This window comes from Cuneatibacter sp. NSJ-177, from assembly GCF_022867805.1.
In the GTDB taxonomy this organism is placed as follows: domain Bacteria; phylum Bacillota; class Clostridia; order Lachnospirales; family Lachnospiraceae; genus Pseudolachnospira.
The window spans coordinates 117,610-133,747 of the sequence record NZ_JALIFO010000010.1 but is presented as its reverse complement, the minus strand read 5'-3'; the positions used below and the strand labels follow the sequence as shown (position 1 = coordinate 133,747).

13 protein-coding genes and 2 tRNA genes are annotated in these 16,138 nt (G+C 53.9%); 9 read left to right on the top strand and 6 right to left on the bottom strand.

The window, feature by feature from the left end; translation table 11 throughout:
• Positions 1–43: 43 nt before the first annotated feature.
• Genes MUB23_RS15445 through MUB23_RS15425 form a run of 5 tightly spaced genes read right to left on the bottom strand, consistent with a single transcriptional unit; the run spans position 44 to position 7,988 of the window.
• The gene (locus MUB23_RS15445) at positions 44–1,642 is read right to left on the bottom strand and encodes a CTP synthase (protein WP_244801578.1); all 1,599 of its coding nucleotides are present in this window, start codon (positions 1,640–1,642) and stop codon (positions 44–46) included.
• 3 nt (positions 1,643–1,645) lie between these two features.
• The gene (gene carB / locus MUB23_RS15440) at positions 1,646–4,927 is read right to left on the bottom strand and encodes a carbamoyl-phosphate synthase large subunit (RefSeq protein ID WP_244801577.1); all 3,282 of its coding nucleotides are present in this window, start codon (positions 4,925–4,927) and stop codon (positions 1,646–1,648) included.
• Positions 4,918–6,027: a carbamoyl phosphate synthase small subunit gene (locus MUB23_RS15435; protein ID WP_244801576.1), complete on the bottom strand. Its 1,110-nt coding sequence runs from the start codon at positions 6,025–6,027 to the stop codon at positions 4,918–4,920. The genes carB and MUB23_RS15435 overlap by 10 nt, the downstream gene beginning before the upstream one ends.
• A 17-nt stretch (positions 6,028–6,044) precedes the next feature.
• Positions 6,045–6,620 carry an ANTAR domain-containing response regulator gene (locus tag MUB23_RS15430; protein ID WP_244801575.1) on the bottom strand — a complete coding sequence of 192 codons (576 nt, stop codon included), beginning with the start codon at positions 6,618–6,620 and terminating at the stop codon, positions 6,045–6,047.
• Positions 6,621–6,668: 48 nt separating this feature from the next.
• On the bottom strand, positions 6,669–7,988 hold the full coding sequence (locus tag MUB23_RS15425) for a glutamine synthetase family protein (RefSeq protein ID WP_244801574.1): 1,320 nt from the start codon (positions 7,986–7,988) through the stop codon (positions 6,669–6,671).
• 417 nt (positions 7,989–8,405) lie between these two features.
• Here MUB23_RS15425 and MUB23_RS15420 point away from each other — a divergent pair, with 417 nt between their 5' ends.
• From MUB23_RS15420 to MUB23_RS15400, 5 genes are all read left to right on the top strand, one after another.
• Entirely contained in the window at positions 8,406–9,650 is a 1,245-nt protein-coding gene (locus tag MUB23_RS15420; RefSeq protein WP_244801573.1) for a GTP-binding protein, read from the top strand.
• Positions 9,651–9,660: 10 nt separating this feature from the next.
• A complete protein-coding gene (locus tag MUB23_RS15415) occupies positions 9,661–10,602 on the top strand; it encodes a TIGR03943 family putative permease subunit (protein WP_244801571.1) in 942 nt (313 codons plus the stop codon).
• Between the two features lie 324 nt (positions 10,603–10,926).
• Positions 10,927–11,745, top strand: coding sequence for a hypothetical protein (locus tag MUB23_RS15410; protein WP_244801570.1), 819 nt, complete (start codon positions 10,927–10,929; stop codon positions 11,743–11,745).
• A 106-nt stretch (positions 11,746–11,851) separates the two neighbouring features.
• A tRNA-Val gene (locus MUB23_RS15405) sits at positions 11,852–11,925 on the top strand.
• Positions 11,926–11,971: 46 nt separating this feature from the next.
• Positions 11,972–12,044 (top strand) — tRNA-Ala (locus MUB23_RS15400).
• A 75-nt stretch (positions 12,045–12,119) separates the two neighbouring features.
• On the opposite strand, the gene MUB23_RS15395 is transcribed toward MUB23_RS15400, so the two are convergent.
• Positions 12,120–12,773: a GTP pyrophosphokinase gene (locus tag MUB23_RS15395; RefSeq protein WP_244801569.1), complete on the bottom strand. Its 654-nt coding sequence runs from the start codon at positions 12,771–12,773 to the stop codon at positions 12,120–12,122.
• Positions 12,774–13,039: 266 nt separating this feature from the next.
• Between MUB23_RS15395 and MUB23_RS15390 the strand changes: the two genes are divergently transcribed.
• The 4 genes from MUB23_RS15390 (at position 13,040) to MUB23_RS15375 (ending at position 16,097) form a co-directional block, all read left to right on the top strand.
• Positions 13,040–14,119, top strand: coding sequence for a bifunctional glycosyltransferase family 2/GtrA family protein (locus MUB23_RS15390; protein ID WP_244801568.1), 1,080 nt, complete (start codon positions 13,040–13,042; stop codon positions 14,117–14,119).
• Between the two features lie 111 nt (positions 14,120–14,230).
• Entirely contained in the window at positions 14,231–15,157 is a 927-nt protein-coding gene (locus tag MUB23_RS15385; RefSeq protein WP_244801567.1) for a phosphodiester glycosidase family protein, read from the top strand.
• Complete coding sequence (locus tag MUB23_RS15380) at positions 15,138–15,551, top strand: hypothetical protein (RefSeq protein ID WP_244801566.1); 414 nt, start codon at positions 15,138–15,140, stop codon at positions 15,549–15,551. Before MUB23_RS15385 ends, MUB23_RS15380 begins: the two co-directional genes overlap by 20 nt.
• 189 nt (positions 15,552–15,740) lie before the next feature.
• On the top strand, positions 15,741–16,097 hold the full coding sequence (locus MUB23_RS15375) for a DUF1622 domain-containing protein (RefSeq protein WP_244801565.1): 357 nt from the start codon (positions 15,741–15,743) through the stop codon (positions 16,095–16,097).
• The last annotated feature ends 41 nt before the right edge of the window (positions 16,098–16,138 follow it).

Genomic DNA, 16,138 nt, shown 5'->3' with positions numbered 1-16,138 from the left:
CTTCGGATTTTTCGATTGGCCCCGGCGCAGTCCACATCGATGCTTATTTACAGGCGGCCTTTACAAACGCCCGAAACAGCGGGTGCGCCTTATTGGGCCGGCTTTTGAATTCCGGATGGTACTGAACCCCGACGTAAAACGGATGATCCGTTACTTCAAAGGCTTCCACCAGCCGTCCGTCCGGGGAGAGCCCGGAAAACACCGCGCCGTTTTCCTGAAATTCTCTGCGGAATTGGTTGTTGAATTCATAGCGGTGGCGATGGCGCTCGGAAATTTCTTTTTTGCCGTAGATTTCCATGAGACGGCTGCCGTCCTGCAGGGTACAGGGGTAAGCGCCGAGCCGCATGGTGCCGCCTTTCGGGAGATTGCCTTGCTGGTCCGGCATCAGGCCGATAACGGGGTGGCGGCTTTGGGGCGCGAATTCCCCGGAATCGGCGTCTTCATAACCCAGAACATGGCGGGCGAATTCAATGGCTGCAATCTGCATGCCGAGGCAAAGGCCGAGAAAGGGAATCCGGTGTGTGCGGGCGTAGGCCGCCGCGTGGATCATGCCGCAGATGCCCCGGTCTCCAAAGCCGCCGGGAATCAGGATCCCGTCCACATCGGAAAAAAGCTGCCCGGAATTTTCCGGGGTCACGGTCTCGCTGTCCACCCAGCGGATGTTCAGATTGGCGCCGCATTCCCATCCGCCGTGCTTTAAGGCCTCCGCCACGGAGAGATAGGAGTCATGGAGCTTGGTGTATTTTCCCACCAGCGCAATCGTGGTCTCCCTGCGGCAGCTCTTGATCCGTTCTACCATCTGTTCCCAATCCATCAAATCACAGGGAGCGGCTGTGGTTTCCAGGGAAAGCTCCCGCAGGGCAATGCGGGCAAGCCCTGCCTCCTCCAACATCAACGGGGCCTCATAAAGGCAGGAAACATTGCGGTTTTCAATGACGCAGTCTTCTTTCACATTGCAGAACAGAGCGATTTTCCGGTATATTTCCGGCTCCACCGGCCGGCCGCACCGGGCGACGATCAGATCCGGCGTGATGCCGAAGGACTGGAGCTCCTTGACCGAGTGCTGGGTCGGCTTGGATTTGTGTTCGCCGGAAGATTCCAGATAAGGGATCAGGGTTACGTGGATAAACAGACGGTTTTCCCGTCCGACTTCATGGCCGACCTGGCGGATGGCTTCCAGAAACGGCTGGGACTCCATGTCGCCGGTGGTGCCGCCGATCTCCGTGATCACGATGTCGGCGCCGGTTTTTTCCTGAACCGAATAGATGAAGTCTTTGATCTCATTGGTAATATGGGGAATCACTTGGACCGTCTCGCCCAGGTATTCTCCGCGCCGTTCCTTATTTAACACATTCCAGTAAACCTTGCCGGTGGTCAGATTGGAAAATTGGTTCAGATTTTCATCGATGAACCGCTCGTAATGTCCCAGATCCAGATCGGTTTCCGCCCCGTCCTCGGTGACAAAAACCTCCCCGTGCTGGTACGGGCTCATGGTTCCGGGGTCCACATTGATGTAAGGGTCCAGTTTCTGGGCGGCCACGCGGAAGCCGCGGGCTTTTAACAGTCTGCCCAGGGAAGCGGCGGTGATGCCCTTTCCCAGGCCGGAGACCACGCCTCCGGTGACGAAGATGTATTTTGCCATGGATCATGCCTCCTTTTCATAAAGAAATGTTGGGTGTTTGCCCCGGAACAGAGGAAATTCCTCCTGGCCCGGCGTGACGGGGGTGGTCTGTCTTTGGTGGTTCATATCCACCAGGGAAATGTTTCGTTCGCTGTACCCGCTTTCCAGGCTGGAAGCCAGGGCCACGGCGGTGTCCAGGGAGGTCAGGCAGGGAATGCCAAGCTCCACCGCTTTCCGGCGGAGTTTCACGCTGTCCCTGGCCGGAAGTCTTCCTTTGGCGGAGGTGGAGAGGATCGCACAGATTTTACCGCTCTCCAACAGCGTGATTGTGTTCTGGTCCGGGGATTCGTGGATCTTTTTGACTTCGGTCACAGGCAGCCCCTCCTTCCGAAGGACCCCGGCGGTGCCGCAGGTGGCGTAGAGCGAGAATCCTAAAGCGTGATAAAACTGCGCCACCAGACCGACTTCCGCCTTATCGGAATCCCGCACCGAGATCAGCACGCCGCCGGTTTTCTCCATTCGGTATCCGGCCGCAGCCAGGCCTTTAAAAAGTGCCTCGGACATGGTGCGGGCCACGCCAAGGACTTCGCCGGTGGACTTCATCTCCGGCCCCAGCTGGGTATCCACATCCGTCAGCTTGGCAAAGGAGAAGACCGGGACCTTGACTGCGTAGTAGGGCGACGGCGGATAGAGTCCGCTCCCGTACCCCATGCAGGAAAGTGTCTCGCCGAGCATGATCCGGGTGGCCAGATCCACCATGGGGATTCCGGTGACCTTGCTGATATAAGGCACGGTACGGGAGGAGCGGGGATTGACCTCGATCACATAAATATTTCCCTCGTGGATCACATACTGGATGTTGATCAGCCCGCGGGTATGAAGGGCCAGGGCCAGTTGGGTGGAGTAGCGGATCAGCCGCTCCGTCTGTTTCGGCGATACATTCCAGGCCGGATATACCGCAATGGAATCGCCGGAATGAACCCCGGCCCGCTCGATGTGCTCCATGATACCGGGGATCAGCACATCCGTCCCGTCGCAGATTGCGTCGACCTCAAGCTCGGTTCCCATCAGATATTTATCGATCAGGATTTCATTGTCCCCTTCGTGGGCCAGGATGATTTTCATGTATTCCCGAATGTCGTTGTCGGAAAAGGCGATGATCATGTTTTGGCCGCCCAGGACATAGCTGGGCCGAATCAGGACCGGATACCCCAGAGCGCCTGCGGCGTCCAGCGCTTCGTCCTCGGTGTGGACCGTGGTTCCGTCGGGCCGTTTGATGCCGAGGCTTTCTAAAAGCTCGTCAAAGCGCCCGCGGTCCTCGGCCCGGTCGATGCTGTCCGCCGGTGTGCCCAGAATCGGGATCCTATGTTCCACCAGGGTCTTCGTCAGCTTGATGGCGGTTTGGCCGCCGAAAGCGACCACGCAGCCAATGGGTTTCTCGATCTCGATCACGTTCAGGACATCCTCCGGTGTCAGCGGAGAGAAGTAAAGCCGGTCGGCGGTATTAAAGTCCGTGGAGACCGTCTCCGGGTTGTTGTTGATGATAACCACTTCATACCCGGCCTCCTTCAGCGCCCAGACGCAGTGGACCGAGGCGTAGTCGAATTCAATCCCCTGGCCGATCCGGATCGGTCCGGAGCCGAAGACCACCACCACGTCCTTGCCGGAGGCGTGTTCCGCGAGAAACGGGGCCGCCTCGTCGGATTCGCAGGGGGAGGCGTAAAAGTAGGGGGTTTCGGCCGCAAACTCCGCGGCGCAGGTATCCACCATCTTGAAGGCGGGCCGCAGATGCTCCGGCGGTTCACAGCCGGAAATCCGGCGGATGGCGCTGTCCGGAAAACCGTGCTGTTTCAGTTCGCGGTAAAACTTACGGGTCAGGGGTTCCTCTTTCATTCTCTGTTCCAGCCGCACCAGGTGCAGCAATTTGTAGAGGAACCAGAGATCGATCCGGGTTAACTCATGGATCTGCGCCGGTGGCATTCCCCGGTGCAGGCCTTCATAGACGGCAAAAATCCGCTCGTCGTCGGAGGCCGTGATCTTTTCCGTCAGAGCGCCGGGGGATAGGGCTTTCATGGCCGGAAGATTCATGCTGTCGAGGGAAATCTCGGCGCCGCGCACGGCCTTCATCAGGGCCTGCTCGAAATTCCGGCCGATGGCCATGACCTCGCCGGTGGCCTTCATCTGTGTCCCCAATGTTCTTTTGGCGTAGACAAACTTGTCAAAAGGCCATTTGGGGAATTTTACCACCACGTAATCGAGGGCGGGTTCAAAACAGGCCGTGGTCTTGCCGGTAACTTCGTTGGGAATCTCATCCAACCGGTAGCCGACGGCGATTTTGGCCGCGATCCGCGCAATGGGGTAGCCGGTGGCCTTGGAAGCCAGGGCGGAGGAACGGGAGACACGGGGATTGACTTCGATCACCGCGTAGCGGAAGCTTTCCGGATGCAGGGCAAACTGGCAGTTGCAGCCGCCCTCGATGCCCATGGCTTCGATGATATGAAGCGCGGCGGAACGCAGCATCTGATATTCCCGGTCCGCCAGGGTTACGGCCGGGGCCACCACGATGGAGTCGCCGGTATGAATGCCGACGGGATCCAGGTTTTCCATGGAACAGACGGTGATCCCGTTGCCGGAGCCGTCCCGCATCACCTCGAATTCGATTTCTTTCCATCCTGCAATGCACTGTTCCACCAGGATCTGGGTGATCGGAGATTGGCGCAGTCCGCCGGAGGCAATCTCCCGCAGCTCTTCCTCGTTCTTAGCAATGCCGCCGCCGGATCCGCCCAGGGTAAAGGCCGGACGCACAATGACCGGGTAGGAAGTGCTTTCGGCAAAAGCCAAGGCTTCCTCCACGGTTTCCGCCACCAGGGATGGGATGACCGGTTCCCCGATCTCCTCCATGGTATCTTTGAACTGCTGGCGGTCCTCCGCCTTATCGATGGTCTCCGGCCCGGCGCCGAGGAGGGTGACGCCGTTTTCCTTGAGGAACCCTTCTTTTGCCAGCTGCATGGAGAGGGTCAGGCCGGTCTGGCCGCCCAGCGTGGACAGCAGGCTGTCCGGCTTTTCTTTGCGGATGATCCGGCGCAGCGTTTCGATGGTGAGCGGCTCCATATAGACATGGTCGGCCATGGCGTTGTCGGTCATGATGGTGGCCGGATTGGAATTGACCAAAACCACCTCCAAACCTTCCTCTTTCAAAGCGCGGCAGGCCTGGGTGCCGGCGTAGTCGAACTCGGCTGCCTGGCCGATGACGATGGGACCGGAGCCAATGACAAGGACCTTGTGGATATTTGGATTTAACGGCATGGCTTTTCCTCCTTTTGTATCGTCTGTTCCATCAGGGAGAGAAATTCTTCAAACAAGGATTCCGTGTCCTTGGGACCGCCGCAGGCTTCCGGGTGGAATTGGACGGAGCAGGCCGGGATGGTGGTATACCGCAGGCCCTCGCAGGTCCTGTCGTTGACATTTTCAAACCAGAGGGCGGCTCCTTTTGGCAGAGGTTCAGAGCAGACCGCATAGCCGTGGTTCTGGCTGGTGATGGATATCCGGCCGGTTTCCATATTTTTGACCGGCTGGTTGGCGCCGCGGTGACCGTACTTGAGCTTTTCCGTGCGCCCTCCCTGGGCCAGCGCCAGCAGCTGATGGCCCAGGCAGATGCCAAAGAGGGGAATCTTGGTTCCGCAAAGTTTTTTTAGCTCCCGGATCACGCCGGTGTTTTCCTCCGGGTCTCCGGGGCCGTTGGAAAGCAGAACGCCGTCCGGGCGCAGCTTTTGGATGTCCTCGGCCGATGTGCCCGCGGGGACGGCGATCACGTCACAGTGCCGCCTGTTCAGCTCCCGGATGATATTTTCTTTGGCACCGAAATCCCAGAGCACGACCCGGTAACAGGAAAGGGCAGCCGGGAAGGTTTCCGCGGTTTTTCTTGTCACGGCGAGGACGGGGTTCGGAAATCGGTGGGATCTCAGCTCCGCCAGCTCTTCCGGGCGGTAGGGGGGCGCTTTTTTGGTCAGCTTTCCGTTCATGGTTCCGTTCTCCCGGAGCAGCCGGGTCAGCATCCTGGTGTCGATTCCGGCCAGTCCCGGCAGGTTTTTGGCCTGAAAAAAGGTGTCAAGTCCTTCCTGGCTCCGAAAGTTGGAAGGACTGTGACACCATTCTTTTACGATGTACGCGGCGGGGTGGGTGTCCCCGCTCTCAAAGTCGGTGGGAATCACCCCGTAGTTCCCGATTAACGGGAACGTTTGGACGACGATCTGCCCGCAGTAGCTGGGATCCGTCAGGGTCTCCAAGTAGCCGGTCATCCCGGTGGTAAAAACGACTTCGCCGGTGACTTCACCGGTATCTGCGCCGAAGCTGGTTCCTTCCAGATACGTTCCGTTTTCCAGTAATAGATAGGTCGGGGTTTTCACGGGTTCTCCTTTCTAATTTACGTTTCCATATCGTACCGGCTGAGAATCTCTTCGGCAATCTCCCGTTTGGGGACGCGCCGGTCCATGGCTTGCTTTTCTATATAACGGTGGGCTTCCGGTTCCGTCAGTTTTTCGTATTGAATCAGGTAGCATTTGGCCCGGTCCACCAGACGGATATCCTTTAGCTTTTGCTGCATAGCCTCAGAGGCAGGCTGAACCCGCTCTAAGCGGACATGGACTGCCAGCAGGAGGCGGACGGAGCTTTCAAAGGTTTTCTTGCTCATGGCCGGGGAGAAGACAAAAATGCCGTCCTGCTCAAATTTTAGGGAAAGCTCTTTTTCCAGCTCGGATGAGACAGCCAGCATCACGCCTGCGGTGGTTCGGACCGCATCCTTGGCCAGCTCCGTTCCAAAGCCGTCGGGCAGCGGCGTCAGGATCAAAATCAGGGAAAAGTTGTTCTTCGCCATCAGCCGTCTGGCTTCTCCGCAGCTTCCGGCCCGGCAGACAGCGGCGGAAGGCTGAACCGAGGAAAGAAGATTGCTATACATGTCGGCGGCTTTTCGGCTGCCGGATATTAGGAGAATGGGAGTCATCGGTTCACCACCTTTCTTGCTGTTTTGCCGGAACGGGAATCGGCTGCGTCAGATCAAATGGAAGAATGTATTCATCTCATATTGGTGGGAGTCCTCCGCCTGACGGAAGGCTTCCCATTCTTTTCGTTTCTCCGTGAAGTAGGCGGACCGCACGGATTCCGGCAGCACCTTCTTCACAAAGCCGCTCTGCTCCGCCGTATCCAGGGCTTCGGCAAGGCTCCGGGGCAGGGGGTTGATGTCGTGCTCCTTCACGTAGGCCGCGGCCTCATACAGGTTTTGATTGCAGGGCTCAGTCAAAGGCAGTCCCTTTTCGATCCCGTCCAGACCGGCATGGATCAAAAGGGTAAAGGCCAGATACGGATTGCAGGCGGAATCAGCGGAGCGAAGCTCCATGCGGTTATATTCACCGGCGGAGGCGGGGATCCGAATGAGCTGCGACCGGTTCTGGTGGGACCAGGTGATGTAGCCGGGAGCCTCAAACGCTCCCAGACGCCGGTAGGAATTGGTCAGGGGGTTGAGGAAGGCGGTTATTTCTCCCACATGTTCCAGAATGCCGGCGATAAAGCTCTCGGCGCTCTGGGAGTGGCCCGGAGCCATCTCAAAGAGATTTTTTCCTCCCTTGGCCAGGGACAGGTTGATATGCAGCCCATTGCCGCTGCGGGTCAAGATCGGTTTGGGCAGAAAGGAGGCGTACAGCCCGTTCTGAGCGGCCACGGATTTTACCACGGATTTAAATGAGAGGAAATTGTCGGCGGCGGACAGGGCGTCGGAGTATCGGAAATCCACTTCATTTTGTCCTGGCCCCCGCTCGTGATGGGAGGTTTCCGGACGGATGTCCATGTCTTCCAGGGTCAGGCAGATTTCCCGGCGCAGGTTTTCTCCCTTGTCCAATGGCGGGGTGTCGCCGTAACCGGCCTGATCATAGGGAATGGTGGTGGGATTTCCCTCCGCGTCGGTCTGGAACAGATAGAATTCCCCCTCCGTTCCGATCTTGCAGATATATCCCAGATCTGCGCAGCGTTTTACCGCCTGCTTTAGAAGATAACGGCTGTCGGCGGTGAAATCGCTGCCGTCGGGCCGTTTGATGTCACAGTACATTTTCATGACCTGCTCGTAGGGAGACCGCCACGGCAGGATGGAGACGGAGGAGCTGTCCGGCAGGAGAAACAGGTCGGAGCATTCCACGGTTCCAAAGCCCTGAATGGCCGAGGCGTCAAAGGAAATCCCATATTGAAACGCGCGGGGAAGCTCGCCGGGCATGATGGAAATACTTTTCTGCGTTCCAAAGAGATCGCAGAAAGCCAGATGAATAAATTTTACGTCGTTCTCCTTCGCGAATTGTAATACTTCTGAAATGGTATCGTTCATATCGTTTTTCCTTTCCGGAGACGGGGAAATTTGAGAAAGGCGTCCATGAAAGAAAGCCTCCCAAACGGGGTGTGAAAGCCTTATTTCATGAACGCCCTTGTTCATTTGCCAAATTATAGCACGGAGAAATAAGGACGTCAATAAGAAAAATAAAAAAAATTGTATTTTTCTTAAGAAAACAAGGCGAAAATACACGATAGGGGGATGGTTGCCCTCCGGAAGAAAGAGTGCTATAATCAAACCGTTAAAATTTGGCAAAAATGTCTATCAGATGGAAGAAATTTCCCATCGGATAGACGCTCCGCTTCGGATGCGCAGCGATTCCGTTCGGAAGATATTTGCATAAGCAAAGCCGAATCGCGCGCCAAGACTTGCAGGAGCGAGTCTGGAAGATAGAAAGAAAGAAGGATGAGCGACATGACAAAAGTGGATATCGTATCCGGTTTCCTGGGAGCCGGAAAGACAACATTTATCAAAAAGCTGGTTTCCGAGGTTTATGCCGGTGAGAAACTGGTTCTGATTGAAAATGAATTCGGCGAGATCGGGATCGACGGCGGCTTCCTGCGGGACGCCGGGATTGAAGTGACGGAGATGAATTCCGGCTGCATCTGCTGCACCCTGGTGGGGGATTTCAGCGAAGCGCTGAAAAAGGTGCTGGCCGAGTACCAGCCGGACCGCGTGCTGATCGAGCCGTCCGGCGTCGGCAAGCTGTCCGATGTGGCGAAGGCCGTGGAGGCGATCAAAGATCAGGCGGATATTGCCATCGGGAGCCTGATCACCGTGGTGGACGGAAAGAAAGCCAAGATGTATATGAAGAATTTCGGAGAATTCTTTAATAATCAGGTGGAGCACGCCACGACCATCGTGCTGAGCCGGACCCAGATGATGACCGGGGACAAGCTGGATGAGTGTGTACGTCTGCTGAAGGAAAAGAACGGCAAAGCCACGATCATCACAACCTCCTGGGACGCCCTTAGCGGCGAGGCGGTGCGCCATGCCCTGGAGCATTCTTCCAAACCGGAGGAGATGATCCGCCTGGACGAAGAAGAGGAAGAGTGCGGCTGCGGTCATGACCACGAGCATGATCACGGCCACGAATGCGGACATGATCATGAGGAGCACCATCACGATCACGAGTGCGGTTACGACCATGAGGAACACCATGACCACGATCACGATCATGAGGAGCACCATGATCACGGCCATGAGTGCGGCCACGACCATGAGGAACACCATCACGATCACGAATGCGGGCACAACCATGAGGGACATGATCACGGTCATGACCATGAGGAGCACCATCACGATCACGAATGCGGGCACGATCATGAAGAGCACCATCACGACCATCATCATGACCATCACGGGCATCATCACCATCATGCGGATGAAGTGTTCACGAGCTGGGGAACCGAGACGGCCCATCTCTACGACCGGCAGGAGCTGGAAGCCGTATTGAAAGATTTGGCGGAGACAGCCACGTACGGCACGGTTCTGCGGGCGAAGGGGATTGTGGCTGCCGCCGATGGGAGCTGGCTGGAATTCGATCTGGTTCCTATGGAGTATCAGATCCGTGCGGGCCAGCCGGACTACACCGGAAAGCTCTGCGTCATCGGTACGGATCTGGCGGAGGATGCGCTGAAGAAGGCATTCCATATTTAAGGAGGATACCATGGCGGTAGAATTATATATTTTTACCGGGCTTTTGGAGAGCGGAAAAACTTCGATGCTGAAGGACGCCCTGAAAAGCCCGGATTTCCGGGACGGCGGGCCGACTCTGATCATTTCCTGCGAGGAGGGCGAGGAAGAATATTCGGAAGAATTTCTCGCGGAGACGGACGCTGCATTGGTCCGGCTGGAGGAGGAGAGCGAGCTGACCACAGAACGCCTGATGGCTTTTGACGCGGCCCATCAGCCACGCCAGGTGATGATGGAGTACAACGGCACCTGGGGCGTGGATAAGATTCTGGACCTGGCCCTGCCGCGGGGATGGCAGGTATACGGCGTCTATGCGACGGTGAACGGCGAGACCGCGGAACTGTATCTGGCCAATATGCGGACCATGTTTATGGAGCCACTGTTTCCTGCGGGGCTGATTATTTTTAACCGGTGCGGGGATGATCTGGACCGGAAGAAATTCCGCAGGAATATCAAGGCAGTCAACTCCCGCGCCCAGATTGTCTTTGAGCGGCCCGACGGGACGCAGATCGAGGAGACCGAGGAAGACCTTCCCTTTGACTGGAAGGCGGACAAGGTGGAAATCGAAGATATGGATTACGGGATCTGGTATATCGACGCCATGGAACATCCGGAGCACTACGAGGGAAAGACTATCCGGTTTCTGGCCCAGGTATACCGGGCGCCCCATCTTGGACGGAAAGCCTTCGTGCCGGGACGTTTCGTGATGACATGCTGCGCCAATGACATTCAATTCCTTGGATTTATCTGTCACTATGACTCGGTGCTTCCCTACAAGACCAGAGACTGGGTTCATGTGGAAGTGGAGTTCGGCGTGGAGTACCACCGCCTTTACGGCGAAGAAGGCCCGGTGCTGCATCTGAAAAAGATCGAAGGGGCGGCAAAACCGATAGATGACGTGGTCTCTTTTAATTAAAGCCAAATAAAAAATCCGGAGATTTCAGGAATCTTCGGGTTTTTTATTGCGCTCCATGGCGATCCGGGAGAGCATGGAGGATTGATCCGGCCAATACTTTAGATGAAGATGAATAAATAGTCAGAATAACACGAGGCGAAAATGCTATTTAATAAAATATTTCTTGCGTTCGCCTGAAAAATGTGTTACGGTTATCCTATCATTGTTTCTGCGAGCTTATGGTTTTTGCTCTTATTGAAAGGAATTCAATTTTTTTCGTGAGAGATCAGAAAGGAAGCCGGATATGACTTGACGATAGATGAAATCCGGAAGGAGAAGAAAAGGATGAAAAAAAGATTTTTTTCAAGCTGCTTTATTTTCATTTTGATGCTATTTCCATTGCCGGTCTATGGGAATCATTCTTCGAGTGCGGAACCTAAAACCGAACCGGCCATTATTGAAATAGCGAATGGAACATTCTATCTGGATTTGAAAGGAACTTACTATATCTATTTTGGCAAATCGGACTGTCCGGAGTGTCAGGAATTTGAGAAGGTTCTTGAAAATGTTCTTGCTGAGAACCAATGGGTTGTCTATTCCTATGATACGTCCCAATGGAAAGAATCGCCGAAATATGATTATGTCTTAAAGCGATTTCATGTGGACTGGATCCCCCTATTAGTAAAAACGTTGGACGGAGAATATGTTTCAGCTTACAGATATGATTCCAGTCAGCCGGAGCAAGCGAAAGCGGATTTGGAGGCGTTTTTCATTCCCAAGGAAACGGGCGTTGGCGCAGTTACTACGGAATCCAATCATCCCATGGATTTCAGCGGAAAACTTCTGGGCGTCGTATTTTTGACGATGGCAGGGAATGTTCTCTACCTCTTCTTCCGTAGAAAAAAATTGGGGGAATATAAAGGAAAAGGTACAATCGGTATCACTATATTGAACTGTTCCGGGCTTCTGGTCCTGAATTATTTGATTGGAGTGATCGGATTTGGTTTCGGACTCCAGTATGGGGCGGCAGCTGATGATAGCATCCTGGCGCAAATTGGTACAAGAACAGCTATGTTTATTACTCCGGCGCTTTACATCGTAATTCTGTTCTTATGTGCTTGGATCTACGATGGCGGAAGGCGCTTGAGGAAAGAAAAGCAGTAGTGTGCCCACAATCGAAGAACATCATCGGCAATTTTGCCGGTGGTGTTTTTTTTTGAAAAAAATCCTTGCCATTTTCTTGGAATATGGTATAATGAAGGACGTGGATGGAGATATAGCTCAGCCGGGATGAGCGTTCGCCTCACACGCGAGAGGTCGTGGGTTCGAGCCCCACTGTCTCCACTCGGTTCCCATACGGGAACCGTTCTTTATCTAATCAATCCACTATGGGGGCGTGGCTCAGCTGGGAGAGCGTCGCGTTCGCAACGCGAAGGCCGAGGGTTCGAATCCCTTCGTCTCCAGGAAATCAAACGTAATAAACGTTATGAAAAAAACTCCGATTGTATCGGAGTTTTTTGTTATAATGAAGGAAGATACTATACGCGGAGCAACGAATCCCTAGGATTCCCGTCCTTCCGATCCATACTCCAACCGTCGCAAATCAGGTCGCGGATGGTCTGCATGGATAAATCCACGGATGCAATCTCGTCCGCACAGCGTTTCAATTCTTTTCGAATCAGCGTTTCATGTTCAATTTCCTGCTTGTATTTTAATTGATGCTCTAACGTCGCCCAAAAATCAATGGCAATGGTCCGAATCTGAATCTCTGCGCGGAAACCGGAGCTGGGCCCCTCTCTTATCCTGACTTTCAAATGCAGGCTCCGGTATCCGTTGGGTTTCGGAAAGGCAATGTAATCTTTGATCTCGTCAACCTCGAATTCCGGACGCGCCTTTAGCCAATCGGAAACCTGATACACGTCGTCAATAAAAGAACAGACAATCCGCAGTCCGATGATATCGTACAATTCCGTTAGAGCCGCAGACCGGTTTTTCTCCCATCCGCAGCGCTCCAGCTTTTGCAGAGCGCTGTCCGGCGATTTTATCCTGGAAGTGCAATAAATAACAGGCTGGATCATCCGGCCGTCTTCTGCCGCAAGCACATATTGATCTGCAATTCTCAAAAGCATCTCTTCGGCGCTTTTCATGGCGGGAAGCTGCTCTGCATAAAACTCCTCAAAAGTCAAATCCATCCTCCTTCTTGATTGCCACTCTGTCAGAACCCGTTTTTGCTCATAATATCTCATATGGTAACAGAGGAACATTAATTGAAATTAAAATTTATCTGCAAAAAAATATCTGCTTCACAGCGGTTTTTTTAAGTTGAGTTATAGTTCCCTCCCTATACTGTCAGCATACGGACAGAGGGAAAAAGCCATCCGGCAATGGAGCGGAGTAGGGCAAGTTTACCTGGGAGCAGGGGTCCGCAAGAAAATTAATCGAAGGGAGGGATGAGATTTTGTCGCAAAGACGAATCGCAATGATACCGGCATACGAGCCGGGACACGGATTCCCGGATTTGATTCGGGAAATAAATAACGCTGGTTTTACGGTCGTTGTCGTGGATGATGGAAGCGGCGAGCAGTATGCTGACATATTCAAGAAAGTTAAAGCATATGCAAGGGTTTTGACCCACAAAGAAAACCAAGGGAAAGGCTGCGCGCTGAAAACAGGCCTTCGCTATATCGCAGAGCACTTTCCGGAAAACAGCATCCTTGTGACCATGGATTCAGATGGTCAGCATCGGGTCGGCGATGCGGTCCGGCTGTGCCGGAACGCGGAGAAAAATCCGGGCGCTCTGATTCTGGGAAGCCGCAGGATGAAAGGAAACGTACCGATCCGAAGCCGGTTTGGAAATACAATAACCCGGCTGGTGTATCGGATCTCCACAGGCGAAAAAGTTTATGACACGCAAACCGGATTGCGGGCTTTCAGCGGAAACCTTGTTTCGTTTCTTCTCACGATTCCCGGCAAGAGGTATGAATATGAGATGAATGTTTTGCTTGAGTCCGCCAGATTGCAGATCCCAATCGTAGAGATGGAAATTGAAACCATTTACATGGATCATAATGCGGGCTCCCATTTCGATACTTGGAAGGACTCTTACCGGGTATATAAGGAGATCCTCCAATTCTCCGCCTCATCCTTCGCCGGCTTCCTGGTAGATTACACCTTATACAGCCTTCTGACTCTTCTGACAGCCGGTTTTCCCGCTGCGGTTAGCCTGCGGCTGTCGAACATTGGCGCGCGAATTGTCAGCGCAAGCGTCAACTATACGATCAACCGCACCCTGGTATTTAAGTCAAAAAATGGTGTGATTCAGTCGGCCGGACAATACATTCTGCTGGCGGCCGTGATTTTGATCGGGAATACCATAGTGCTGGATTTTTTTGTGAATACGGCAGGGGTCAATCGTTTTTTTGCCAAGCTGGCGGCGGAGCTTATCTTTTTTTCACTGAGCTGGCTGGCGCAGCGATGCCTGATCTTCCGAAAGAATCCGGACAGCGGATCCGGGCAGGAAGATGTCCGCGGCAGATAGGCGCTTCCCGATTTGGGGAGAACCTCCCGTTTTAAGGCTTCGGTTGGGAGCGGGGATAAAAGAGGAGGGAAGGGGCTTGTATTTTCATAAAAACGGCAAGGAGGCGATGGGATGAGAAAACATGTATGGGCTATTGCCTATGGCCTGCTCCTGACAGCATTTACGGCGTATATTCTCCTCGACACTTTTGTAATCACAAAGGTCTATTCCGTTGTAGAGAACGAGACGTCTGCGGAAATGGTTCCGGATACCGGCGTCCAGGAGGTAAAAAATAAGGAGGGTTCCACGGAGGAGAAGGCGGAAGCAGTTATAACTGATACGTCCTACCAGGATGAAAATATCAGCGTCACAATAACCGAATATCGGGAGTACGACAGTTCCATCTATGTTGCGGAGGTCAAACTCTCTTCCGCGGAGTATTTGCGGACGGCATTTGCCCAGAACTCCTATGGAAAAAATGTGACGGAGAAAACTTCGGTGACAGCAAAAAAAAACGGCGCGATCCTTGCCGTCAACGGGGACTATTACGGCGCGCAGGAACAGGGATACGTCCTGCGCAACGGCGTCCTTTACAGGGAGACAGCTTCCGCGGAACAAGAGGATCTTGTCATTTATGAGGACGGCTCCTTTGAGATCATCACAGAGGGCGGCACATCAGCCGAGGCGCTGCTCCAAGCCGGGGCAAGGCAAATCCTCTCCTTCGGGCCGGCATTGGTGAAAGAGGGCGGCATCGTTATAACGAGAGACGAGGAAGTGGGCAAGGCCAAGGCCAGCAATCCCCGTACCGCGATCGCCATAGTAGACGAGCTGCATTATCTGTTTCTTGTATCCGATGGACGTACAGACGAGAGCAGCGGTTTAAGCCTATATGAGTTGGCGGAGTTTGCCCAGAGCCTGGGGGCGCAGACCGTATACAATTTGGACGGAGGGGGTTCGTCGACCATGTATTTTAACGGGAAAATCATTAACAACCCCACTTCCAGTGGAAAAAGTGTGAAGGAGAGGAGCGTGAGCGACATTGTATTTATTGGTTACTGAGAAAAAGCCGGGGGTTCTTAAAAAAGAGGCGTTCATCTATCTTTTGATTTCGCTTGTCTGCATGATTTTCGGCGCGGTGTATGAGGTTTTCAGCCATGGAGTATACTCTCCTTATATGGTCTGCGCTTTTGCGGCGCCTCTGACCGGCGGAACATTAATGTTCCTTCTCCTGGACCGCGCCAATCAAAAAGTGATGCCGGGAAGGATTCCGCTTCAGCTGTATCATGCGGGTATCGCCACACTCACGGTGGGAAGCATCGTCCAAGGCATTTTGGAGATCTACGGAACGACAAACCGGCTTCTTTCTCTATATTGGGCAGTCGGGGCCTGCCTGCCGGCGGCCGGCGCAATTTTATATATGGGGGGAATCTTCATGGGCGGCGATCCGGAATAATATCCGCCAAGTTCCGCCGTATCCCAGAGGAAAGATCGGAAAGGTTCAGTTAAGTAATTTGCAAAAAGTAAAGTTGACAGAAGAAGAGACGGGCCTGTATAATTGTGATAGGTCAAAAGACAGCGGAAAAAGGAACAGAGATACGAATGCCGTCCGGGCCGAAAAGAACACCCTTTCTGGGAGGTCACCATGGATTTACAAAGAATTCTTGAAATCATCGCAGAATATGCCATTCTCTTTTTTGACTATGCAGGCGTGCTGGTGCTTATCGTCAGCGGTATCCGGGGCGTGGTCCATTTTTTTAGGCGGGATCCGGCCATTCGGCTGAACCTGGCGAAGGGGATGGCAATCAGCCTGGAATTTAAGCTGGGCGGCGAGATTCTCCGGACTGTGGTGGTGCGTACCTTTGAAGAGATCGCCATTGCCGGAGCGATCATCCTGCTTCGGGCCGCCCTGGCGATCCTGATTCACTGGGAGATCAAAGTGGAGGAAAACAGCAGAAAGGCCGAAGCATCCGGCTTATCCGATGATCCGCATTCCTTTTGATCACACGGTTCCCACGCCAAAAAACCGGGAAGTTTTCCCGG

Excerpts from the sequence above, each read along its gene's own strand:
- MUB23_RS15445 (WP_244801578.1), bottom strand. The coding sequence starts at position 1,642 with ATGGCAAAATACATCTTCGTCACCGGAGGCGTGGTCTCCGGCCTGGGA.
- carB (WP_244801577.1), bottom strand. The coding sequence starts at position 4,927 with ATGCCGTTAAATCCAAATATCCACAAGGTCCTTGTCATTGGCTCCGGT.
- MUB23_RS15430 (WP_244801575.1), bottom strand. The coding sequence starts at position 6,620 with ATGACTCCCATTCTCCTAATATCCGGCAGCCGAAAAGCCGCCGACATG.
- MUB23_RS15425 (WP_244801574.1), bottom strand. The coding sequence starts at position 7,988 with ATGAACGATACCATTTCAGAAGTATTACAATTCGCGAAGGAGAACGAC.
- MUB23_RS15420 (WP_244801573.1), top strand. The coding sequence starts at position 8,406 with ATGACAAAAGTGGATATCGTATCCGGTTTCCTGGGAGCCGGAAAGACA.
- MUB23_RS15415 (WP_244801571.1), top strand. The coding sequence starts at position 9,661 with ATGGCGGTAGAATTATATATTTTTACCGGGCTTTTGGAGAGCGGAAAA.
- MUB23_RS15410 (WP_244801570.1), top strand. The coding sequence starts at position 10,927 with ATGAAAAAAAGATTTTTTTCAAGCTGCTTTATTTTCATTTTGATGCTA.
- MUB23_RS15395 (WP_244801569.1), bottom strand. The coding sequence starts at position 12,773 with ATGGATTTGACTTTTGAGGAGTTTTATGCAGAGCAGCTTCCCGCCATG.
- MUB23_RS15385 (WP_244801567.1), top strand. The coding sequence starts at position 14,231 with ATGAGAAAACATGTATGGGCTATTGCCTATGGCCTGCTCCTGACAGCA.
- MUB23_RS15375 (WP_244801565.1), top strand. The coding sequence starts at position 15,741 with ATGGATTTACAAAGAATTCTTGAAATCATCGCAGAATATGCCATTCTC.